This is a genomic window from Variovorax sp. AB1(2024) (assembly GCF_037482385.2).
Lineage (GTDB): Bacteria > Pseudomonadota > Gammaproteobacteria > Burkholderiales > Burkholderiaceae_C > Variovorax.
The window spans coordinates 2,916,737-2,939,442 of the sequence record NZ_JBBHKP020000001.1; the positions used below are offsets into that span (position 1 = coordinate 2,916,737).

Annotated in this window: 19 protein-coding genes; 10 read left to right on the forward strand and 9 right to left on the reverse strand. The window is 66.0% G+C overall.

Annotated elements, in window-relative coordinates; all coding sequences use genetic code 11:
- Positions 1–208: 208 nt before the first annotated feature.
- A complete protein-coding gene (locus WIX39_RS13575; protein ID WP_409195212.1) occupies positions 209–1,048 on the reverse strand; it encodes a siderophore-interacting protein in 840 nt (279 codons plus the stop codon).
- A gap of 49 nt (positions 1,049–1,097) precedes the next feature.
- Positions 1,098–1,676, reverse strand: coding sequence for a PadR family transcriptional regulator (locus WIX39_RS13580; protein ID WP_409195213.1), 579 nt, complete (start codon positions 1,674–1,676; stop codon positions 1,098–1,100).
- A gap of 229 nt (positions 1,677–1,905) precedes the next feature.
- On the opposite strand from WIX39_RS13580, the gene WIX39_RS13585 reads away from it, so the two are divergent.
- The 5 genes from WIX39_RS13585 (at position 1,906) to WIX39_RS13605 (ending at position 7,750) form a co-directional block, all read left to right on the forward strand.
- Positions 1,906–2,700: a DUF1266 domain-containing protein gene (locus WIX39_RS13585; RefSeq protein WP_409195214.1), complete on the forward strand. Its 795-nt coding sequence runs from the start codon at positions 1,906–1,908 to the stop codon at positions 2,698–2,700.
- 97 nt (positions 2,701–2,797) lie between these two features.
- Positions 2,798–3,724: a hypothetical protein gene (locus WIX39_RS13590; protein ID WP_409195215.1), complete on the forward strand. Its 927-nt coding sequence runs from the start codon at positions 2,798–2,800 to the stop codon at positions 3,722–3,724.
- 445 nt (positions 3,725–4,169) lie between these two features.
- On the forward strand, positions 4,170–4,451 hold the full coding sequence (locus WIX39_RS13595; RefSeq protein WP_409195216.1) for a hypothetical protein: 282 nt from the start codon (positions 4,170–4,172) through the stop codon (positions 4,449–4,451).
- A 269-nt stretch (positions 4,452–4,720) separates the two neighbouring features.
- A complete protein-coding gene (locus WIX39_RS13600) occupies positions 4,721–6,985 on the forward strand; it encodes an AAA family ATPase (RefSeq protein ID WP_409195217.1) in 2,265 nt (754 codons plus the stop codon).
- A gap of 231 nt (positions 6,986–7,216) precedes the next feature.
- On the forward strand, positions 7,217–7,750 hold the full coding sequence (locus WIX39_RS13605; RefSeq protein WP_409195218.1) for a 2'-5' RNA ligase family protein: 534 nt from the start codon (positions 7,217–7,219) through the stop codon (positions 7,748–7,750).
- A 64-nt stretch (positions 7,751–7,814) separates the two neighbouring features.
- Here WIX39_RS13605 and WIX39_RS13610 read toward each other — a convergent pair whose 3' ends face one another.
- The 3 genes from WIX39_RS13610 to WIX39_RS13620 all read right to left on the reverse strand — a co-directional run bounded on the left by WIX39_RS13610 (position 7,815) and on the right by WIX39_RS13620 (position 11,331).
- The gene (locus tag WIX39_RS13610) at positions 7,815–9,146 is read right to left on the reverse strand and encodes a sulfatase family protein (protein ID WP_409195219.1); all 1,332 of its coding nucleotides are present in this window, start codon (positions 9,144–9,146) and stop codon (positions 7,815–7,817) included.
- 23 nt (positions 9,147–9,169) lie between these two features.
- Positions 9,170–10,168, reverse strand: a complete 999-nt coding sequence (locus WIX39_RS13615; protein WP_285412446.1) for a Bug family tripartite tricarboxylate transporter substrate binding protein — start codon at positions 10,166–10,168, stop codon at positions 9,170–9,172.
- Between the two features lie 152 nt (positions 10,169–10,320).
- Positions 10,321–11,331, reverse strand: a complete 1,011-nt coding sequence (locus WIX39_RS13620) for a Bug family tripartite tricarboxylate transporter substrate binding protein (protein ID WP_409195220.1) — start codon at positions 11,329–11,331, stop codon at positions 10,321–10,323.
- Between the two features lie 125 nt (positions 11,332–11,456).
- On the opposite strand from WIX39_RS13620, the gene pcaQ reads away from it, so the two are divergent.
- Together pcaQ and WIX39_RS13630 are read left to right on the forward strand one after the other, a co-directional pair.
- Positions 11,457–12,416, forward strand: coding sequence for a pca operon transcription factor PcaQ (pcaQ, locus tag WIX39_RS13625; RefSeq protein WP_285412444.1), 960 nt, complete (start codon positions 11,457–11,459; stop codon positions 12,414–12,416).
- Positions 12,413–13,600, forward strand: coding sequence for a DUF418 domain-containing protein (locus tag WIX39_RS13630; RefSeq protein ID WP_409195221.1), 1,188 nt, complete (start codon positions 12,413–12,415; stop codon positions 13,598–13,600). The genes pcaQ and WIX39_RS13630 overlap by 4 nt, the downstream gene beginning before the upstream one ends.
- An 82-nt stretch (positions 13,601–13,682) precedes the next feature.
- Here WIX39_RS13630 and WIX39_RS13635 read toward each other — a convergent pair whose 3' ends face one another.
- From WIX39_RS13635 to WIX39_RS13645, 3 genes are read right to left on the reverse strand one after another with little or no spacing between them, the layout of a single operon-like run.
- Positions 13,683–14,753 (reverse strand): mechanosensitive ion channel family protein, encoded by a 1,071-nt coding sequence (locus WIX39_RS13635; RefSeq protein ID WP_409195222.1) that lies wholly within the window; start codon positions 14,751–14,753, stop codon positions 13,683–13,685.
- Positions 14,753–17,005, reverse strand: coding sequence for an FUSC family protein (locus tag WIX39_RS13640; protein ID WP_409195223.1), 2,253 nt, complete (start codon positions 17,003–17,005; stop codon positions 14,753–14,755). Before WIX39_RS13640 ends, WIX39_RS13635 begins: the two co-directional genes overlap by 1 nt.
- 2 nt (positions 17,006–17,007) lie before the next feature.
- Entirely contained in the window at positions 17,008–18,066 is a 1,059-nt protein-coding gene (locus WIX39_RS13645; RefSeq protein WP_409195224.1) for an inositol monophosphatase family protein, read from the reverse strand.
- Positions 18,067–18,176: 110 nt separating this feature from the next.
- Between WIX39_RS13645 and WIX39_RS13650 the strand changes: the two genes are divergently transcribed.
- Together WIX39_RS13650 and cysE are read left to right on the forward strand one after the other, a co-directional pair.
- Entirely contained in the window at positions 18,177–18,917 is a 741-nt protein-coding gene (locus tag WIX39_RS13650; RefSeq protein WP_409195225.1) for an RNA methyltransferase, read from the forward strand.
- A gap of 76 nt (positions 18,918–18,993) precedes the next feature.
- On the forward strand, positions 18,994–19,767 hold the full coding sequence (cysE, locus tag WIX39_RS13655) for a serine O-acetyltransferase (RefSeq protein WP_081266531.1): 774 nt from the start codon (positions 18,994–18,996) through the stop codon (positions 19,765–19,767).
- A gap of 10 nt (positions 19,768–19,777) precedes the next feature.
- Here the strand turns inward: cysE and cadR are convergent, their stop codons facing one another.
- Complete coding sequence (gene cadR / locus WIX39_RS13660) at positions 19,778–20,248, reverse strand: Cd(II)/Pb(II)-responsive transcriptional regulator (protein ID WP_081266532.1); 471 nt, start codon at positions 20,246–20,248, stop codon at positions 19,778–19,780.
- Between the two features lie 70 nt (positions 20,249–20,318).
- On the opposite strand from cadR, the gene WIX39_RS13665 reads away from it, so the two are divergent.
- Positions 20,319–22,640, forward strand: coding sequence for a heavy metal translocating P-type ATPase (locus WIX39_RS13665; protein WP_409195226.1), 2,322 nt, complete (start codon positions 20,319–20,321; stop codon positions 22,638–22,640).
- Positions 22,641–22,706 lie beyond the last annotated feature (66 nt).

The window sequence follows — 22,706 nt, forward strand, 5'->3', positions numbered from 1 at the left end:
TACCAGCGGCTTGTCGAACGCCGCGTGCCCCCATCCCGGCCTTCCCCCAGAGGGGGAAGGAGCAAAGCAACTCGCTCTGAGTTTTCTCCCTCCCCCGCTGGGGTAGGGTTGGGGTGGGGGCTCGGCGGCCTATGAATGGCCAGCGGCTTATCTAACGCCGCTTGCCCCCATCCCGGCCTTCCCCCAGCGGGGGAAGGAGCAAAGCAACTCACTCGTCGTGGGTGTCGTGCGTCGCCGCCGCGCCCTTGCGCCAGTAGCCCGAGGCCCGCGTCCATTTCGGATTTGCGCCGCGCTCGCCCACCAGATGCGCGCGCAGCGCCTTGGCGATGGCCGATTCGCAGCCTACCCACGCATGGAAGTCGCCGGCAGGCAGCTTCGCGGCCTTCAGCGCGTCGAGCAGCACGGGGCTGGTGCCCGGCTCGGCGCCGCGCCTGTGCACCCAGTGCAGCGTGAGTTCGGCGCGGGTCTCGAAGGGCAGCTCGTCGGCTTCGCTGTCGACCTCCGCCAGCACCACCGCGCGTGCGCCGGCCGGCAGTTCGGCCAGGCGGCGCGAGATGGCGGGCAGGGCGGTGTCGTCGCCGATCAGCAGGTGCCAGTCGAATTCGGTCGGCACGATGAACGAGCCGCGCGGGCCGCCCACGCCGAGGATGTCGCCGGGCCTGGCCTGCTCCGCCCATTGCGTGGCGGGGCCGGCGTCGTGCAGCGCGAAGTCGATTTCCAGCGTGCCGGCCTTGGCGTCGTGGCGGCGCGGCGTGTAGTCGCGCATGGTGGGGCGGCCGCTCGCGGGCCACACCGGGCCTTCGGGGCCGGCGGTCGGCAGCGTGAGCTTGCCGGTGGCGGCATCGGGAAAAAAGATCTTGGCGTGGTCGTCGAAGCCGGGGCTGTGGAAGCCCGCGAGATCGTCGCCGGTGAGCGTCACGCGGATCAGGTGCGGCGTCACGCGCTCCACGGTCTTGACCGTGAGCTGGCGGAAGCGCAGTTCATGCCGCACTCGGCGCGGCGTGCGGTCGGGTGCGGAGGCGGTTGGCGAAGTACTGAAGTCAGTCATTGCATGAATCCTGTGGGAACAGGGCGGGTTGAGATTCGGTGGTGGTGGCTCAGATCTTGTCGATCTGCTGTGCGGCGCTGTCGAGCACGGCGGCAAAGTCGTGCGCCTGCTGTTCGGTCAGCGGCGTGCCCGACAGGCGCATGCGCATGGCGAGCTTGAGGTTTTCTATGGCGCGCGTGACTTGCGGCGGGCGCCCGCCGCGCGGGCCGGCGCCGTCGACGCCGCCGCTCATGCGGGCCATCATGGCGTCGGCCGTCTCGCGGTTGGCCGCGAGAAATTCCTGCCCGCTGGCGGTGATGCTGTAGCGCTTGCGGCCGCCGTTGTCGGCGGTTTCCACGCTCAGGTAGCCCAGCTCCTCGAGCAGCGTGAGGGTGGGGTAGACCACGCCGGGGCTCGGCGCGTAGCTGCCGCCGAGGCGGTCTTCAATGGCCTTGATCAATTCGTAGCCGTGGGCCGGCTTGTCGGCGATGAGTTGCAGCAGCACGAAGCGCAGGCCGCCGTGGCCGAAGACGCGGCCGCCGGCGCCGCCGCCGCGCCCGCCACGGTGTCCGCGACCGCCGGACAGGCCGTCTTCATGCTCGCCGCGCGCGGTGTGGCAGTGGTGGTGGCCGAAGTCGAAATGTCTCATGGTGGGCATCCTTTTCGATGTATGTCTGAAATTATTTTAGATATATCTAAAGCAAAGTCAAATCGATACCCGACACCGAGGTGCGGCCTCGTCCGGGCGGACGGGAGCGAACAATTCATCGGACGTCCGACAGTCCGTTCTGGTTAACATCTGCCGCTCGTTGGGCTGCGGCGTGCCCGCCACGCCAACCCGGTCCGTTTGGCTTCGATCACAGGGAGTTTCAATGGGGATGATGGATACCCTCGGCCACGCGCTGATGGACAACGACAAGCTTCACTTCGACACCGCCGAGGTGCTCACGGGGCAAGAGCAATGGCTGGTCACGCTCAGTGCGCCGCTGTCTGCTTTCAACGGCGACTTTGTGAACGCGGTGGCTACCGGCAAAGACAGCGACGTGCTGCGCGAAGGCATCGCCGACGTCTGGAGCGTGCACGACCGCGCCAGCTTCGAGCAGACTGCCCGCTGGCTGGTCGACGAGGGCCAGCGCTCGGCCTACCGCCCGCTGTGGAATGCCGTGGCCGCCATCGACACCGCCACGCGGGAAACGCCCATGCTGCTGCGGATGGCCATGGAGGCCTTCTTCCCGGCGTTCTTCCAGATCAAGGCGCGCAAGAGCCTCGACTATCGCCAGCTCGCCGCGCAGAGCGGCAAGTCGACGCAGGAGCTGTCGGCGTTGATGACCGGCAGCCCGAGCTGGGTCGAGGCCCTGCGCAAGCACTTCCAGGTCTCCGCGGCCGACGTGCCCGACCTGGTCGCGTGGGACGCCGTGCGCCTTGCCAGCCTCTCGCGCTGGGCGGTGCAGCTCGGCTACATCGAGCGCGCCGAGTTCGCGGGCTTTGCCGGCGGCCTGGCCACCAAGGTGCGCGAGGCCTACTCCAGCTGGTCGCAGGTGAGCGCCGCATACATAGCGGGCGGGCTCATCTGGAAGTACTCCGATGCGCGCGAAGAGCATCTGCTTCGCACCAACCGCATGCTGCTCAGCGATGCGCGCAGCCCCTACCGCAGCGTGCCGTTCGCCGGCTGAAGCGGCGCCTGATGCACCCATGCCCGCATCCACCGGCTGCCCTGCCGGTCGATGCGGCATACTCCCCACCCCCTCAAACTCACCAGAATTCCACTGAATGGACAAGGAAGTCGACCCCCGCGTACTCACTGTGATCGACGAGATGCGGCTCTCGGGCCCACGGCTCACACCGGTCGAGATCGTTGCAAAAATGGGTGTGTTCGACGCTCGCGACAAGCCCTTCGAGCATGCCTGGCTGGCCACCGGCGACAACATCATCGCCACCATCTGGGCCGAATGGGTGAACGTGGCGGCCAACGGGCGCTGGTTCTACCTGGAGTCGCTCGACGTGCACCACCGCGCTGGCGGCGGCGAACGCAACGCACAACAGATACAGCGCGCCAAAGACCGGCTCGCGCTGCTCAAGCGCAGCTATGACAGCGGCAGCGGCTTCCGCGCCGTGGTGCAGACCAACCGCATCGCCATCCTCGAAGTCGAGAGCAACAAGGACGCCAAGGTGTCCACCCGCGTGCGCGACGACGACGAATGGCACGTCGCCAGCTGGGAGCCCGAGCACAAGCTGGCCGTGCTCGTGCGCGGCCCGAGCGGCTGGACGCCCACCGACGCCGAAGTGCAGGCCGCCAGGGCGCGCGGCAACGTGCCGCAGCCCATCTCGACCACGGCCAATGCGGGCGCGGCAGGCGGCGGCGACAACAAGGCGTCGCCCGAACAGGTGCAGGCAGCGGCCCTCGAATACGTCGCCAAGCACTTCACCGGCTACGGCTACAAGGCCGAGAACATGACCGGCAAGGGCTTCGACCTCGAAGTGTCCAACGCCAAGGGCCAGACCCTGCTGCGCGTGGTCGTCAAGGGCACCGCGCCCGGCGTGCCCAGCTTCAAGCTCAGCAAGGAAGAAAGCGACTGCTCCGTGCGCGAGCCGCTGTGGCGCCTGCTGGTGGTGACCGATGCGGGCAGCGGCGTGGCGCAGCACAAGATCTACAAGCCGACGGAGATCAATTCGGCGCCGGGGTTTGATCCGGCTTGATTGCTGATGGCGCGCGGCCTTGATTGATGCTGCCGTGTTGCCCTTTTCTTTGATCTGACCGAAACGGCGCTCTTGAAGCGCCGTTTTTTTGTCAGTGACAGTGCCCAACTGTCATGGCTTTGTGTCTTGCCGCAGCGCCCCGGCAGATATCTCGTTGATTCGAGAATTCCTCGACGAAATCTTTTCTCTTGCGCGGCTTCGCTTCTCTACAGTGAATGCCCCTGCCGCAAGACGCCCCTCCTTGTGGGCGACGAACACCGTGAAAAGGAACTCCCCGAACGACTGATCAAGTGAACTGATTGACCGCCCACCTCACGGCGGGTTGCCGGTGCTCCCTTGGTGCATCGGTGCGAACGTGAGGCACAAAAGGCGACGGCCAGGGTGCGGAAACACCCTGACCGTCTGACCACATGACGTGCGTTACTTTTCAGAGAAAGCACACCAAATGGCTGAGCGAATTATGGCCGGGCGTTCTGCGCCCAAATCTTCCCGCCGCACACGCGGCACCACCAAGCCCACGGCGACCACCACCCCGACAGCCGACGAGGCAAGAGACCTGCTTGAAATCAAACTGGCGCAGCTGAACTCGCTGCTGTGGTGCTGTTATGGCGATGGCAACGGGTGGTTCGAGGAGGCGGGGGAGAAGCATCGGGATCACATGCTTTGGATTGCCTCTGATCTGGCTCGGGAGGCGGAGGTGTTGTTGGAGTTGAGTAGTAGGGGGTAGGGGCCGGATCGACTAGCGGCCTGGGGCATCCCACAAAGACGGGATGCTCTATAACTTTCCTTCCCGCTAATGTGCGCCGACGATGGTTACCACGGCGATCGCAAATTTGCTCTCACGCGCACCAAGATGCCCTGATACGCAGTGCTTCGCTCCAGAACGTTTGCTGTGGGCAATCTCGCTTTGATATCTGTTCGACAACCATGCCCATCATGGCAAGGTCGAGCGCTTCATCCAAGGCCTACCCCTCGTATCAAGATCACGGAGGATGCATGCTTAAGAGCATTGAAAAGATTAAAGGGCTCGGGGTCTATCAAAACTACAGCAAACCTGCGGGCACCCAAGAGTTTGGATTAAAAAATCTGATTTACGGATGGAACTACTCTGGAAAGACCACTCTCTCCAGACTGTTCGCTTTGCTTGAGGCAAAGACGCCCAACCTCGACTTACCAGGATGCGAATTTTCTATAGGTACGGACAAAGATGCGATCACTGAAAAAAACTTCAGTCATTGCAGCATCCCAGTTCGCGTTTTCAATTCCGATTTCGTAAGGACTAATCTGCATTTTGATGGAGGGAGTTTCAACCCAATCCTGCTGCTCGGCAAAGAATCGGAGGAAGCGCAACGAAAGATAGAAAAGTTGAGCGAACGAATAAAGCGCTCTGATTCAGTTCGGCGTAAGTTGAGTGAAGATTTTGAGAGCCTGAAATCCCGCATTTCCCAAGCCAAAACAGAGACTGCCAAGTTCATCCGTCAGCGCCTAAAAGTTGATCCTTATACGGCCGCGCACTTGGGGCATGATATTCAGGCGGTAAGCGTTCTCGACTCTCAGTTATTAACGGAGAAAGAAATCTCTGATGCCATTGAGCTGGCATTAACCCCTGACTCACGAAAACCAAGCACTGTTGATGAAATTCATGCCTCCCTAGCGATTGAGGAATTGCACGAAGAAGCTGTAAAGGTGCTCGCTGCTACACCCAGCTTTTCCCATACCCTGAAGCATCTTGAGGAAAATCCGGCCATTGAGCGCTGGGTGCAGAGCGGTTTGCATCTGCATGCTCACGCCGAGATTTGTGAGTTCTGTGGCAGCGAATTATCACAAGCCCGTCTTGAGGCACTTCGCACTCATTTCTCAAAAGATTTAGCGGATCATGCCGCAAAGGTCGAGGGGCTGCTTGATCGAGTGAAGGCAGCGAAATTCCTACTGGCGTGGCCTAAATCTTCCGAACTCAATCAGCAATTTCGAGACAGCTACAGCGAGGCCATCGAGGCATTGCCCATCGCCATCAATGCCTACAATCAGGCGGTCAAGAAACTTGTCGATGAAGTTCAGTGCAAGGCTAATGACTCGCGCAAAGCCATGGTGCCTACGCCATTGGCCCAAGGCTTGGAGGGTGCGATCAAGGACTCAGCAGCGGCGGTCAATGCAATTATCAAAAAAAACAATGAACTAGCCTCAAACTTCACGAGAGTTAGAGCTGATTCCCTGCGCAGGGCAAAGTATCACTACGTGCAGCAGTTCGTTAATGAACAGGATGCCGCTGGTCTTGATGTGAAAAAGGATCGACAGCTCAAGCGACACGACCGGCTCAACGCCTATGTGGCTGAGCTTCGGCAAGAAATCGATAGGCTTCAAGCCGAAATTAGTCAAGCCCAACAAGGCAGAGAGAAGATCAATGAACGTTTGGCTTTGATGCTAGGCAGCGAGGCTGTTCAAATAAAAGTTGTCAAAGAGTCAACAGGCCAAGATCGTTTTCAACTGATTCGAAGAGACGGAACCATTGCAAAAAATCTGAGCGAGGGTGAGCGAACCGCTATTGCCTTCTCATATTTTCTTACAAAACTGCAAGAAATAAAGCCTGCAGATTTTAAAGAGACTGTCGTCTACATCGACGATCCGATTTCGAGCTTAGATGCCAATCATATTTTTCAGGTGACTGCTTCTATAAGAGCGCTGTTCTTTATGCAGCAAGATAAGAACGCGCCTTGGCAAACGACTTGCAAGCAGCTCTTCGTTTCCACGCACAATTTTGAGTTTTTCAATTTACTTAGGGAAATTAAGCCCATAGCAAGCAAACAGGGGGCACGGCTCTTTCTAATCAAGCGAATTGCTGAAAAATCATCAACGCTGGAGAACATGCCGGCGTCACTAGCACGCTATCAATCCGAATACCACTTCCTTTTCGAAGTCATTCACCGGTTTAATCAAGCACCTGACAAAACTACTCACGACGTGCTGATGTTGCTTCCGAATGCCATGAGGCGTTTCGTCGAGCTATACACCTACTCAAGACTTCCTGGCCCAAAAGATACAGAGTTGGTCGACGAACGCGCAGAAGTTCTATTTGGCGCCGAGCGGGCGAAGCGAATTCTGAAAATCTTTCACTATTTCAGCCATGGCAATACGCTTGATCGGCTTGCAGGTAACAACGAATTGATCTTTGATCTGGAGCATGCGGCCAGAGACCTGATCGATGCAATCACGGAAAAGGACAAGCCGCACATGGACGCTCTAATTGCAGCGACTCAGCCCTAACGCAAATCTGGCTTCCGAGCGCTTTCGTCAATTGATTTCGAATTGCTTGTACGCGTGCCGCCGCCGCAATGACGCGCGGCCCGTGCAGGAACCGACGACCGTGCATGGACTTCTGCGGAATGCGGTGTGGGCAAGCATGGTGCCCCTGCCCGATGTCCAATCACACACACTATGCACACAGAGCCCTTCACACCCGCCGATGCCGCGCGCCGCGCGCGATTGGAAGTGCCAATGATCTACGCCTGGCTCAAGCCCGACGAGGCGGTGCAGGCCGCCATCGCCGAGCACCGCGCGCAGTGGGTCTGGCGCACGCAGCCAAAGCCCAGCTTGCCGAAACCGAACCGGTTCCACATGACGCTGTGCCACATCTCGCCGCAAGGCGATGCCGCCGTCGAAGCCATTCGCCAGGCATTGGGCGAGTTGCGAACGGAAGAGGGCTTCGATCTATTGCTGGACTGGTCCGGCGTCTGGCCGCACAACGGCATTGCCATCGTGCGCCCACAGCCGAACGCCGCGCTCGACCGGTTGCAACAAGGCGTCGTGCGTCAGCTCGCACCGTGGCTATCAGGGCGCCACGATGACTGGGCGCCGCACATCACCATCGCCCGCAAGGCATCAGGCGCCGCCGCGCCGGCCATGCCGCCTGTTCGCTGGCCTGTGCGCGAGTTTCTGTTCGTGCGGTCGTGGCTGAAGACGCGGCCTGTGTGGCACGAGGTGCTGGCGTCCTATCCGCTTCAGTCTTCCGGCGGGAAGGCCGGGTCGTAGACCACTTCCCACCAAGTGGTCGCGACGCAAGGGCAGCGGGGCAGCTTGCCGCCGCTGCCGTCGTTCATCTCTGCGGCATGTCTTTGGTCGAGTACCCAAGGCTCACAGTCGCATCCTCCGGAATAGCCGGCATAGTCGCATTCCAAGCCGCCCAATCCGCCCGCATCGCAGCCAGCCTCTCCGGCTCCTTCTTCGCCAGATTGGCTCGCTCGCGTTCATCCCCGGGGATGTTGAACAGGTACTCGTTCCCGTCCACCTTCAGGTACTTCCAGTCGCCGTCGCGCAGCGCTTGCTGGCCGCGATGGTTCATGCGCCAGTGCAGCGGGCGGCGGAAGCTCTTCGACGCGTCCTTGAGCACGGGCATCAGCGAAACGCCGTCAAGCGGATAGTCCGGGTGCGCGGCCACGCCGGCTGCGTCGAGCATGGTGGCGGACCAGTCCATGGTCATGCACAGCTGCGGGCTCTCGCCGCCCTTGCCGATCACGGCGGGCCAGTGGGCGATCCATGGCACGCGGATGCCGCCTTCGGTCAGGTCCATCTTGCCGCCCACCAGCGGCCAGTTGTCGGAGAAGCGTTCGCCGCCGTTGTCGCTGGTGAACACCACCAGGGTGTTGTCGGCCATGCCGTGCTTTTCCAGCGCGGCCATGATCCAGCCGATGCCTTCGTCCATGTGATGGATCATGCGGCGGTACACATGAATGTTGCCGCCGGCCAGGTCGAACAGGTTGTCTTTGATGTTCGGCGCCTTGGCGGCGTCGTCGCGGGTTTCCCACGGCCAGTGGGGCGCGGTGTAGTGCAGGCTCAGGAAGAAGGGCGCGTCGTCCTCTTTCTTCTGGAGTTCTGCCATGCGGTCGACGTAGTCGACTGCGCGCCTGGAGAGGATGTCGGTGAGGTAGCCCTCTTCGACCTTGTCTTCTTCGCCGAACCACAGGTCGTGGCGGCCGGTGGAGTCGCAGTGCGTGAAGTAGTCGACGCCGCCCGACATGGGCCCGAAGAATTCGTCGTACCCCGAGCGCAGCGGCCCGAAGCTGGGCGGGTAGCCCAGGTGCCATTTGCCGATGAGCGCGGTCTGGTAGCCGCTGGCCTTCAGCAGCGAGGGCAGGGTGGGGTGGTCGGTGGGGAGGCCCAGGGTGGTGCTGCCGCGGCTCCTGCTGTTGATGGGCTCTTCGGCCGCGCCGCGCAGGCGGTACTGGTAGCGGCCGGTGATCATGCCGAAGCGCGTGGGCGAGCACACGGGCGAATTGGCATAGCCCTGGGTGAGCTTCAGGCCGTTGGCGGCCAGGCCGTCGAGCACGGGCGACACGGGGCCGAACGCGGCGTCGCGCCCGCCGTAGCAGCCGAGGTCGGCATAGCCGAGGTCGTCGGCCACGATGAAGATGATGTTGGGTCTGGTCATATATCTCCTGGAGTTCTTTTTCTTCAGGGCTGGTAGCCGGACTTCTGGACCACGGGCGCCCACTGCGTGCGGTAGGCCTTCAGCATGGCCACGGTCTGCGCCTGGGTGCTGACCACGGGCGTCATGCCGGAGTCCTTGAACTTGCGTTGCGTGTCCGGGTCTTGCATGACTTCGCGGATGGCGGTGGCCAGCTGCTCGACCTTGGCCTTGGGCATGGTGGTCGGCGCGAAGAAGGTGTTCCAGCCGGTGGCGGCCAGGTCGAGGCCGGCTTCCTTGAAGGTGGGAATGTTCGGCGCGAACGGCGAGCGCTTGGCGCCCGACAGCGCCAGGATGCGCAGCTTGCCCGCCGTGTGCTGCGGCAGCACCACGTCTTCGGTGTCGACGGCAATGGGCACCTGCCCGCCGATCAGGTCGTTCAGCAGCGGCGCGGAGCCGCGGTAGCCGATCACCTGGGTCTGCACCTTGGCCTTCTCGCCCACCATGAGGCCGAAGAAGTGCGGCAGGCTGCCGGTGGCGGGCACGCCCACGTTGGCCTGGTCGGGGTTGGCGCGCATCCATGCGAGCAGGTGGCTCAGTTCGCGCACCGGGAGGGTGGGCGACACGGCGAGCGCGAAGTCGTAGTCGTTGACGTGCGACACGGGCACGAAGTCGCGGTCGGGGTCGTAGTTGTTGTCCTTGAAGACCAGCGGCGCCACCACCATGACGGCGGGGTTGGCGAGCATCAGCACGTTCTGGTTGGCCGGGGTGACTTTCACCTGCTGCGCCGCGAGGCGGCCGCCCGCGCCGGGCTTGTTGTCGACGATGACCGCCACGCCCAGCTTGGTGCCGAGCTTGTCGGCCACCACGCGCGCCACGCGGTCGGTGGCGCCGCCAGGCGCATAGCCGACCACGATGTGCAGCGGGGTGTCCAGCTTGGCCTGGGCGGCGGCACCGGTGGCAAAAGCCGCCGTGAAGCCGGCTACGGCCAGCATGCCGACGAGGCGGTGGGTGGCGCGGCGGGTGAGGGAGTGGGTCGGCAGCATGATGTGCAGGTCCTTGTCTTCTTCGGTTCAGGCAATGGCCAATGAGTGTGACCGCGAGGTCCGCGGTTGCGGACGATTCTGAAGACGCTGCATTCGATTGTTCAAATCAACCATTGCCCTGGTTTACCCAGGTGTGGCGCTCATGCCCCTGTTCAGTCGACCTTCATGCCGGTGGCCTTGACGATGCGGCCGTAGCGCGCAAGGCTGGCGGTCAGGTGGTCGCTGGCGGCGGCGCCGGTTTCTCCGAGCGCAACCATGTCGAGCGTGGCAAGGCGCGACTTGACCTCGGGCAGCGCCATCGCCTTCTGCAGCGACGCGCGCAGCGTCTGCATCACCGGCTCGGGCGTGGCGGCCGGCACCATCGCGAGGTAGAGCACCTCGAACTCCAGGTTCTTCAAACCCAGTTCGCCCACGGTGGGCACCTGCGGAAGCAGGGGCGAGCGCTGGCGGCCGGTCACGGCCAAGGCGCGCAGCTTGCCCGACTGCACCTGCGGCAGCAGCCCCGGCGTGGCGAGGATGCCGGCCTGCACCTCGTCGCCCATCAGCGCCAGCACGGCGGGCGCGTTGCCCTTGTAGGGCACGTGCGTGATCTTGGCGCCGGTCTCGTTCGCGAAGATCTCGGCGGCGATGTGGCCCGGGCTACCGTTGCCGGCCGAGCTGAAGGTGGCGGGCTCGGCCTTGGCCTGCGCGATGAACTCGGGCAGCGTCTTCGCCTTCACGTTGCCCGCCACGCCAAAGCTCAGGCCCGACGAGCTGAAGATCATCAGCGGCTTCAGGTCCTTGGCCGCGAAGGGCATCGACGCATACAGGTGCGGGTTGATGGTGAAGGTGGTGTCGATGCCCAGCAGCACCGTGTAGCCGTCGGCCGGGCTCTTGGCCACCAGGTCGGCGCCGATGTTGCCGCCCGCGCCGGGGCGGTTGTCGACGATGAAGGGCTGCTTCAGGTCTTTCTGCAGCGCGTCGGCCAGCGCGCGGGCGAGGATGTCGATGGGGCCGCCGGCCGGGAAGTTGGTGAGCAGCTTCACCGCCTTGGCGGGGTAGGGGGCGTCGGCCGCCTGCGCCGCCGTGGCGCAGAAGCCCAGCGGCAGCAGCGCCGCGCAGGCGGCAACTGCTGCGAAACGGCGGCGCGCGCCGCCCAGGGCGTTCTTGAAAACGGTGGTCATGTCTTGGCTTGTCTCCTTGTCTGAGGCAACTCTAGGCCGGCGCCGGGGCCCGCACAACTGAAAGCTCTTCTGCCAGGTATTCCGGCTGGTTATATTTGCAAGCCCGTCGCTCCAAGGGAAGACCGATGTCAGCCATGAACTTTGCGCGCCTGAAGCTGCGCCACCTGCAATGCCTGGTGATGGTGGCGCAGGAGCGCAACCTGGTGCGCGCCGCCAAGGCGCTGTCGCTCACGCAACCGGCGGTGTCCAAGACCGTGGCGGAGCTGGAAGAAATCATCGGCCGCCCGCTGCTGCTGCGGCGCCGCCGCGGTGTGGAGCTCACGCCGGCCGCCGAAGTGCTGGTGCGCCATGCGGTCTCGGCGCTGCGCGGGCTGAGCGAAGGCCTGGGCCTGGCCATGGACATGCCCGAGGCCGACCAGCTGCACGTGGCCGTCGGCGCGCTGCCCAACATGGTGGCCAACCTGCTGCCGGAGGCGGTCGCGTTGCTGCATGCCTCGCATCCGGCGCTGCGCGTGCGGGTGGTGAGCGGCATCAACGCGCAGCTGATGACGCAGCTGCGCCAGGGTGAAATCGACCTCGTGCTGGGCCGGCTCGCGCAGGCCTCGGCCATGGCCGACCTCGCCTTCGAGCATCTCTACAGCGAACCCTTGCTGCTGGTGGTGCGGCCGGGGCATCCGCTGGCCTCGCGGCGCAAGCCGGCGCTCGATGCGCTGGCGGGCTATCCGCTGGTGCTGCCAGTGTCGGGCTCGCTGATCCGCCATACGGCGGACGCCTTTCTCATTGCGCAGGGCGTGGCCCTGCCCAACCGGCTGGTGGAGGCGACCGACACCAGCTTCGCCATCGGGCTGCTGCAGCGCTCCGATGCGGTGTGGTTCGCGCCGCAGGGCGCGGTCGAAGGTTTTGTGGCGCGTGGCGAACTCGAGCGCGTGGCCATCGACACCAGCAGCACCGAAGGCCCGGTGGGGCTCACGGTGCGGCGCAGCGGCGAGCCGGGCGAGGGCGCGCGGCTCTTGATGGAAACCATCCACGGCATCGTGCAGAAGCGCAAGCCCGTCGTGAGCCTGCGCCCGGTGGAGGCGGCATGAGCACGGTGCCTCCGTCCCACGAGCGGCAGCCGCTGGTCGATGCACTGCGCGGCTTCGCGCTGCTCGGCATTCTGGTGGTGAACATCGCTAGCTTCTCGTCGCCGTTCTACGGCCTGGGCCTGTCCGACCCGATGGCCCAGTCGGCGGTGGAGCGTGCGGCGCTGTTCGCGCGCTCCTTGCTGTTCGAGACCAAGTTCTACCTGCTGTTCTCGTTCCTGTTCGGCTACAGCTTCACGCTGCAGATGCAGTCGGCCGAACGAGACGGCAGGCCCTTCACGCCGCGCATGCTGCGTCGGCTGGCGGGGCTGTGGGTGCTGGGCCTGCTGCATGCGGTGGTGCTGTACCACGGCGACATCCTCACGACCTACGCGGTGATCGGCGGCGTGCTGCTGTTGCTGCGGCGTCGCGGCGACGGCGTCATGGCGTTCTGGGCGGTCAGCCTGGTGCTGCTCACATCGCTGCTGTGGGCCAGCCTTGGCTACCTGATGACGCGCACGGGCTTCGATGCCGACACGCTGAGTCTTCATGCCGAGGCCTTCGCGGCGCTGGACGCCTACCGGGGCACCCCTGCCACGGTCATCGCCCAGCATGTGCGCGAGCTGGCGCAGGTGTGGGTGGTGCTCGCATTCGCGCAGGCACCGACGGCGCTGGCGATGTTCCTGGCGGGCTTCATCGCCGGGCGGCGCGGCCTGCTGGCGAATGCGGGCGCGCACCGCACGTTGTTCAAGCGCCTGTTCTTCTGCGGGCTGCTCATCGGCGTGCCGGGCGCCATGTTCTATGCCCTCTCGACCACGCGCTCCGGCGACGGCGGCCGCGAGGTGGTCGGCCTTGCGCTCGGACTGCTCACCGCGCCTTTCCTCACCGCCGCCTATGCGTCGGGGCTGGTGCTGCTGTTCCAGACGCCGCGCGGGCGGGCGCTGGTCGCGTGGCTCGCGCCGGCGGGGCGCATGGCGCTGTCCAACTACCTGCTGCAGTCGCTGGTGTGCGCGTGGATCTTCCTGGCTTACGGACTGCGGCTGATGGGCTCGGTCGGGCCGCTCGCCAGCTTCGGGTTTGCGTTCTCCATTTTCGCGGTGCAACTGCTGCTGAGCCGCTGGTGGATGAAGCGCTTTGCCTATGGCCCGGTCGAATGGCTGCTGCGGGCGTTCACGCTGCTTGAATGGCCGTCCTGCGCAGCGAAATAAAGGAGGAGGCCGCAGGCCGGGGGACATTCGCGGAGCAAGGTACCCCGTCGGCGTGATCGCGCCCTGAACAACGGCAACAGGCTTACAGCATCGGCTGCTGCTGTCGCTCCTGCGCACCTTCGCTCTCGATGCGCATCTTGGGCAGGAACTGCGGGTACTCGCGCTGCATGAAGTCGATCAGCCCTTCGCGCACGTTGCATCGCAGGTCGAAGGCCAGGCCCGAGGTGGCGGCGGTGCACAGCACGCGAATCTGCATGGTTCGCTCGGTGGCGTCGGTCACGCGCAGGTTGAAGAAGCGGCCGTCCCATTCGGGCGAAGACTTCACGATGCGCTCGACCTCTTCGCGCAGCGGCGCCAACGGCATGCCGTAGTCGGCGTAGATGAACACCGCGCCCAGCAGCTGCGACGAGTGGCGCGTCCAGTTCTGGAACGGCTTCTCGATGAAGTAGGTGAGCGGCAGGATCAGCCGGCGTTCGTCCCAGATCTTGATGACGACGAAGGTGCCGGTGATCTCCTCGACACGGCCCCATTCGCCTTCGACCACCAGCACGTCGTCGATGCGGATCGGCTGCGCCAGCGCGATCTGCAGGCCGGCGATGAGGTTGCTGAACACCGGCTTGGCGGCCAGGCCGGCCACGATGCCGATCACGCCGGCGGAGGCCAGCAGGCTGGCGCCGACCTGGCGCGCGCCGGGGAAGGTCATGAGCATCATCGCGCCGCCGGCCACCAGCACCACCGTCATGGCGGTGCGCGCGAGCACGCGGGTCTGCGTGAGCACGCGGCGCGCATGCAGGTTGTCGGCCACGTCCGAGGGGTTCTGGGCCAGCACGCCTTCGGCGAAGCCGCTGATGGCCCTGACCGCGAGCCAGGTGGTCGCGGCGATCAGCAGCAGCCCGGTGAGATGGCGCACGTTGCCGATGAACTGCAGGTTGTCGGGCGCGCCCTGCCACACCACGTTGAGCGCCAGCAGCGGCAGCACGAACCGCGCCGCGGAATTGCAACTGACCACCATCGAATGGATCGTCGGGGCGGGGCGGGTGACCCGCCTCAACACAAGGCCGCCGATACGGTGCGCGAGAAGAGAAAGGGGAACTGCGATCAGGGCGGCAACCCATGTGCCGAACCAGGGGTGGGCGAGTATCTCTTTGATCATCAGGCGGTGGTCGTCTTTGCTTGTGCTGTGGTTTCGTTCAGTGGTTGAAGAATGCGGGCCGCGTCGTCGCGCAGCTGCGTGGCGAGGGCCGTGGCCAGATCGAGGCGGCGCAGCAGCCAGGGGCTGATGTCGTTGTCGAACGGGTCGGGCAGGGGAATCGGTCCGCCGACGGCGGTGGAACCGCTGCTCTCGGGGTGAGAGGGGCCGGTGGTCGGCATAGTTCCGATGGCGGCCTCGATTCGTTGCGAGGTGCGGCTGATGGGGCCCTCGACCTCGCCCGGCGTGAGGCGGTCGCGCCGCAGCACGAGCATCGACTTGACCGCGCTGAGTTGCGCGAGCAACTGGTAGCTGTGGGCCTGCAGGTGTTCGAGCGGCTCCAGCGGCGGCTGCACCGCGCGCGGTTCGGAGAGCGAACGCTGCGTGGCCTGCACCAGCGCCGAGAGGCTGTCGTAGGCCTCGCGGCGCGCAAGCCGCCATTCGAGCTCGGGGCTGCTGTCGATGGCCTGCAACTGGCCCAGGCCGAGCGCCAGGCGCGCATGGCGCGCCTGCGCCGTGAGCACGCGCGCCACCAGCGCCGGAATCTGCGTGCGCTCCCATGACGGCAGCACGTAGCAGAAGCCCCAGGCCAGCGCGGCGCCGATGAGCGTGTCGGCGATGCGCTCGAACAGCGCGAAGATGGGCGCCACGCCCACGTTCAGCATGTGGGCCTGCACCAGGCCCAGCACGGTGGCGGCCACGGCGGTGATGAGGTAGCGCCGCACCGCGAAGCTGTGCGCGATGGCCTGCGCCACGGTCACGATGGCCAGCAGCGCCAGCGCCGACGGATGCGCCGACAGCAGCCCCACCGCGAGCACGCAGCCCAGCAGCGTGCCGGCCACGCGCGCGTTGCGGCGCTCCAGCGTCTGCGAGAGGCTGCCGCGCAGCACGACCACGATGGTCAGCAGAATCCAATAGTCGTGCGAGCCCCACGGCATCGACACCGCGATGGCATAGCCGGCCGCGATGGCCAGCGACGCGCGGATGGCGTGGCGCAGCGGCGGCTGGTCCCAGCGCCACAGCGTGAAGAAAGGGCGCCACGACCAGTCGGTCGGGCTCACGAACATCTGCCAGTTGGCGCGCACCACGGCAAGGTTGGGCTCGACGTCGCCGCGGGCCATGGCCGACAGGCGCAGCACCTCGTCGTTGATGTGGCCGATGCGGCTGGCCAGCCCGCGCGCCAGCATGGCGGCGGTGGGGCCGATGTGGCCGCCGCCCCTGTGGGTGTTGGCGGTGTCGTCGGCCGACACATGGATGGCCGCGAGCCGAGGGCGCCGGTCCGCCACCGCGGCGGGGTGGCGGCGCATCAGCAGCGCATCGGCCAGCGCGATGGTCTCGTCGGCGAGTTCTTCAAGCACCTCGCGCATTTCGATGAGTGCCGCGGCATGCGCGGGGTGGGCGCGCAGGGTGTCGAGGTCGAGCTCGCTCGCGAGCAGCTGGTCGCGCATTTCGAGCACGATCACCAGCATGGCGGCCAGCCGCTGTCGGCGCGGCGTGCGGGGCGATTCGAGCACGATGTCGCGCGTGGCCTGCAACTGGTCGGCCAGCGCGGCCTGTTCGCGCAGCAGCTGGCCGAGCACCGGCGCGGGGGTGTCGCGCACGTCGCGGGTGTCGTCGTGCGGCAGGAACTGGCCCGCCTCGGTGCGCATCAGCGCGGCCAGCGAATACAGCACATCGGCCATCGACTGGGTGCGAAAGCGCCCGTTGAGCAGCAGGTTGGCGAGCGTGGCCCAGATCACGTAGAGGCCCGCGCCCAGCCCGAAATGCCAGGTGCGCTCGATGGCGTCGGCCATGTCGCGCGGGGTCTGCGTGGCCATGGAGAAGATCATCGAGAACATCACCGCGATGGCGATCGGGATGCCCCGCTTGCCCCAGGCCATGGCCAGGAAAGCCATGAAGGTGGCGGGCACCAGCAGCAGCCCGAGGCGGATGGGCGCGGTATGCAGCATCTGCACCGCAAAGAAGAGCGGCAGGCCGATGAGCGGCGCCGGCAGCATCTGGAAGAACTTGCCGCGGCGCGGGCCGGGCAGGTCGGGCGGCGCGGTGACGATCACGCCGGTGGCGGCCGTGGAGGCCGCCAGGGTGCCCAGCCACAGGTGGATGCCGCCCGAGATGAACAGCAGCCCCAGCGCCACGGTGAGCCCGCTCGCGACATAGTGGCTCAGCGCAATGCGCAGAGCGGCGCGAACCCGGTGGGCGGCGCGGGGCCCCAGCATCGTCACTTGGCGGAAGTGTCGCCCTCGGAGGGGGCTCCAGCTGCGGGAGCGGCGTCGCGGCGCACGCGCGTGAGCTTGCGCGGCGCGGCGGGAACGGCCACGGCGGGCTTGTCGCCTTCAGCGGTTTCGTCGGCGAAATCGACCACCGTGCTGCGGGCGTACAGGTCGGCCGACGCGTCGTCGGGGTTCGACTTGGTCGAGGCCGACACGGCGCGCATGCGGTCGCTGGCGCGCAGCTTGTCGTCGACGTTGGCGAACTTGGAGTACTTGGCGAGCAGCGGCACCAGTTGGCCGTAGATGCGCGGCGCGGCGGCCAGGCATTCGCGCTGTTCGAGGAATTCGGGCTCGCCCGTGAAGTTGCCGATCAGGCCGCCGGCTTCGGTGACCAGCAGCGAACCTGCGGCCACGTCCCAGGGGTTCAGGCCGGTCTCGAAGAAGCCGTCGGTGAAGCCCGCGGCCACGTAGGCCAGGTCCAGGGCCGCCGCGCCGGGGCGGCGCAGGCCGGCCATGCGGGGCATCATGTCCGCCATGATGGCCAGGTACTGCTTGAAGTTGTCGCCGGTGCGGAACGGGAAGCCCGTGGAAATGAGGCACTCGGTGAGCTTGGTGCGCTTGGACACGCGGATGCGGCGCTCGTTCATGTAGGCGCCGCGGCCCTTGGTGGCCGTGAACAGGTCGTTGCGGCTCGGGTCGTACACCACGGCCTGCTCGATCTTGCCGCGCACGGACAGCGCGATGGACACGCAGTACACGGGAAAGCCGTGGATGAAGTTGGTGGTGCCGTCGAGCGGATCGATGATCCAGACGTAGTCGGAGTCCTTGGCGCCGTGTTCGGTGCCCGATTCTTCGGCCAGGATGCCGTGCCCCGGGTAGGCGCCGAGCAGCGTTTCGATGATCGCTTGCTCGCTCGCGTGATCGACTTCGGTGACGAAGTCGTTGACCTGCTTCTGCGAAATGCGCACGGCCTCGACGTCGAGGGCAGCGCGGTTGATGATCGCGCCGGCGGCGCGTGCGGCCTTGACGGCCACGTTGAGCATGGGATGCAGGTTGGGGGACGACATTGGATTGTGGGAAGAACGGTGGGGAGGACCCCGGAGGCGGCCCGGCGATGCGGGCAGCGAGAATCGGGGCATTTTACCGGCTCCGCCGTTCCGTGTCTCCCGAACCCGCCATGCGCACCCGTTTCATCCTGATCCAGACCAGCCACGCCGGCAATGTGGGCGCCGCCGCCCGCGCCATGAAGACCATGGGCTTCTCCGACCTCGTGCTGGTGGCTCCCCGCTGGGCCAACGTGCTGCGGCGCGAGGAAACCATCCAGCGCGCGAGCGGCGCGCTCGACGTGCTGACCAACGCCCGCATCGTCGAGACGCTGGACGAAGCCCTCGACGGCGTGACCCACCTTTGCGCCACGGCCATGATCCCGCGCGACTTCGGCCCGCCCACCCGCACGCCCCGGGAGCACCTGGAGCCGCTGGCGAAGCAGGGTGACCAGCACGTCGCCTTCCTGTTCGGCTCCGAGCGTTTCGGCATGCGGAACGAAGACGTCTACCGCTGCAACGTGGCGCTCACCATCCCCACCGACCCCAAATTCGGCTCGCTCAACCTGGGCGCAGCCATCCAGGTGATCGCCTACGAATGGCGGCTGGCGCTGGGCGGCTACGAAGTGCGCGAGGCCGTCAACCCGGTGCAGGCCGCCGACGCGCAGGCCGTGGCAGGCATGCTCGACCACTGGGAGCGCTCGCTGGTGGACATCGGCTTTCTCGACCCGGAGGCGCCCAAGAAGCTCATGCCGCGGCTGCAGCAGCTGTTCAACCGGGCCCAGCCCACGCCGGAAGAAATCCACATCCTGCGCGGCATCGCCAAGGCCACGAGCGACGCGACCAAGCCGCCCCGGGGCTCGCTGCCCGAATAAAACCTTATCGCCCGTAAGCGATGGCGGCGGGCTATAGACTGCCCGCCCCATATAGATATAACGACAAAAGGCAGCGATGTTCTCTCGACTGCGCGCCGACATCCGGTGCATCCTCGAACGCGACCCGGCCGCCCGCAGCGCCTGGGAAGTGATCACGGTCTACCCCGGCTTCCATGCCGTGGTGCTGCACCGTTGGGCGCACGCCTGTTGGACCCACGGCTTCAAGTGGCCGGCGCGCTTCATCGCGCACTGGGCGCGCTGGATGACGGGCATCGAGATCCACCCGGCCGCCAAGATCGGCGAACGTGTGTTCTTCGACCACGCAATGGGCGTGGTGGTCGGCGAGACCGCCGAGATCGGCGACGGCTGCACCATCTACCAGGGCGTCACGCTGGGCGGCACCTCGCTCTACAAGGGCACCAAGCGGCACCCCACGCTGGGCCGCAACGTGGTGGTGAGCGCAGGGGCCAAGGTGCTGGGCGGCTTCGAGGTGGGCGACGGCGCCAAGATCGGCAGCAACGCGGTGGTCATCAAGCCGGTGCCCGCGGGCGCGACGGCGGTGGGTATTCCGGCGCGCATCATCCCGTCGAAGGCCGGTGAAAGCGCGGACGTGGCCGCGCCGCAGAAGTTCTCGGCCTACGGCATCACGCAGGAAGACGACCCGCTGAGCCAGGCCATGCGCGGCCTGGTCGAGAACGCGTCGAGCCAGGAGCACCAGATCGCGCTGCTGTGGCAGGCCATCGAGAAGCTGTCGGACCGCTCCGGCACCACCAAGGACTGCGTGCCGGGCGATGCGGCCCGCGACGAGTGCTTCGAAGCCGAGAAGCTCACGCAGCTCATCGGCAAGTAGAAAAGACCGGTCAGGCCGCGCGCTTGGCCGGCGCGTGCAGCGCGCCGTGCACGTGCCCCGCGTGCTGGCCGAAGGGCTCGGGCGCGAGCGTGGCGGTGTCCAGCTCCTGCAGGATGCCGCAGTTGCTCGCCGACTCCGACCCGCCGCATTGCTGGCGCAGCGCCTTCAACTGTTTTTCCAGCGTCTTCAGCTCGGCGATGCGCGCGGCCACGTGGCCGATGTGGTCGTCGAGCAGCTGGTTGACCTGGCCGCAGTCTTCCTGCGGGGCGTCGCGGAATCTGAGCAGGCTGCGGATCTCGTCGAGCGTCATGTCCAGCGAGCGGCAGCGGCGGATGAAGCCCAGGCGCTGGGCGTGGTCTTCGTCGTAAATGCGGTAGTTGCCGTCGGTGCGCGCGGGCTCGGGCAGCAGCCGTTCGCGCTCGTAGTACCGGATGGTTTCGACGGGTGTGTTCGCGACCTTGGCCAGCTCACCGATTTTCATGATGCGGCAAATGAACGAATGGAAATGAACGTTTGACTCTACACCTGCTTCAGGGTTTCCAATCGATTCCATGACGAACGAAAACGCTCTGACCCGGCCTGTGCCGCACGCCCATTCGCACCCCCATCTGCAGGGCGACGACCACGGCCACGACCACGAGCACGCCAAGCCCCATGCCCACTCGCACGCCGAGCATTCGTGCTGCGGCAGCGCCAGCCCCTGCGGCCCGGTTCCGCTCGCTCCGGCCGCAACAGACAATGCCGATGTGCCCAAGGGCGCCTTGCTGTTCCGCATTCCCACCATGGACTGCGCGGTGGAAGAGTCGGAAATCCGCCGCGCGCTGGAACCGGTGGCGGGCGTCAAGGCCCTGCGCTTTCGCCTCGGCGAGCGCACCATGGCCATCACCACCGAAGACGGCGCGTTGCCCGAGGCACTGGCCGCCATCCGCAAGGCCGGCTTCAAGCCGGAACCGCTCAACGCTCCCGGCGAGCAGGCCGCCGCGGCGCCCGCGCAGATCGCCGGCATGAACATGGGCCTCGTGCGCCTCGTCGCGGCGCTGGTGCTGGCCATCGCCGCCGAGTCGATTTCGTTCATGGCGCCGGACGGCATGGGCTTCAAGGCCTTGGAAGTCGTGCTCGCGCTCGGCGCCATCGGGCTGGCCGGCCTGGACACCTACAAGAAAGGCTTTGCCGCGCTGGTGCGCGGGCGCCTGAACATCAACGCCCTGATGGCGGTGGCCGTGACCGGCGCCTTCATCATCGGGCAGTGGCCCGAAGCCGCGATGGTGATGGCGCTCTACGCCATTGCCGAGCTGATCGAGGCGCGCGCCGTGGACCGCGCGCGCAACGCCATCCAGAGCCTGCTGGCGCTCGCGCCCGAGCAGGCGGAGGTCAAGCAGGCCGACGGCAGCTGGCAGACCGTGATGGCCAACACCGTGGCGCTGGGCGCCGTGGCGCGCATCCGCCCCGGCGAGCGCGTGCCGCTCGACGGCGTGGTGACCGAAGGCAGCAGCGCCATCGACCAGGCACCCGTCACCGGCGAGAGCATTCCCGTCGACAAGACCGTGGGCGACCCGGTGTTCGCGGGCACCATCAACCAGACCGCCGCGCTGGAGTTCCGCGTGACGGCGGTGGCGTCGAACACCACGCTCGCGCGCATCATCCACGCCGTCGAGGAGGCGCAAGGCTCGCGCGCACCCACGCAGCGCTTCGTCGACAGGTTCGCGGCCATCTACACGCCCACCGTCTTCGTGCTGGCGCTGGCCGTGGCGGTGCTCACGCCGCTGTTCATGGACTGGACGTGGATGCAGTCGGTCTACAAGGCGCTGGTGCTGCTGGTCATTGCGTGCCCGTGCGCGCTGGTCATCTCCACGCCGGTCACCGTGGTGAGCGCGCTGGCCTCGGCCGCGCGACGCGGCATTCTCATCAAGGGCGGCACGTACCTCGAAGAGGCGCGCAAGCTCAAGGCGATTGCGCTCGACAAGACCGGCACCGTCACCGAAGGCAAGCCGAAGCTGGTCGAGTCGGTGCTGCTGGATGCATCGAGCAATGAAGCCGTCGCTTTCGCGGTGGCCGCCAGCATCGCGGGCCGCTCCGACCACCCGGTATCGAAAGCCATTGCAGAGGGCCTGAAGAGCCAAAGGCAAGAGGTCGCCGACTTCACCGCGCTGCCCGGCCGCGGCGTCGGGGCCACGCTGGCGGGCCAGGCCTACGTGCTCGGCAACCATCGCCTGATCGAGGAACGCGGGCTGTGCTCGCCGGCGCTCGAAGCCGAGCTCGAGCGGCATGAAGAAGCGGGCCGCACCGTCACGCTGCTGGCGTCGGACAAAGCGGTGCTGGCGCTGTTCGCGGTGGCCGACACCATCAAGGAATCGTCGCAGGCGGCGGTGGCCGAGCTGCGCGCGCTGGGCGTGACGCCCGTGATGCTCACCGGCGACAACACCGCCACGGCAAAGACCATCGGCGCCCACGCCGGCATCGACGACGTGCGCGGCAACCTGCTGCCCGAGGAAAAGCTCGACGCCATCAAGGCCATGCAGCAGCGCTACGGCGCGGCCGCCATGACCGGCGACGGCATCAACGACGCACCCGCGCTGGCACAGGCCGACATCGGCTTCGCCATGGGCGGCGCGGGCACCGACACCGCCATGGAAGCGGCCGACGTGGTCATCATGAACGACGACCTGCGCCGCATTCCCGAGACCATCCGCCTGTCGCGCCGCGCGCACTCGGTGCTGTGGCAGAACATCACGCTGGCGCTCGGCATCAAGGCGGTGTTCTTCGTGCTGGCGGTGTTCGGCAGCGCAACGATGTGGATGGCGGTGTTCGCGGACATGGGGGCGAGCCTGCTGGTGGTGGCGAACGGGCTGCGCCTGATGCGCGTAGCCAAGTAAGGGCAGGGCGGAGGCCGGGTTGAGCCGGTCATCGTGGGGCACTAACATGGGCCGCAATTCCGTCGG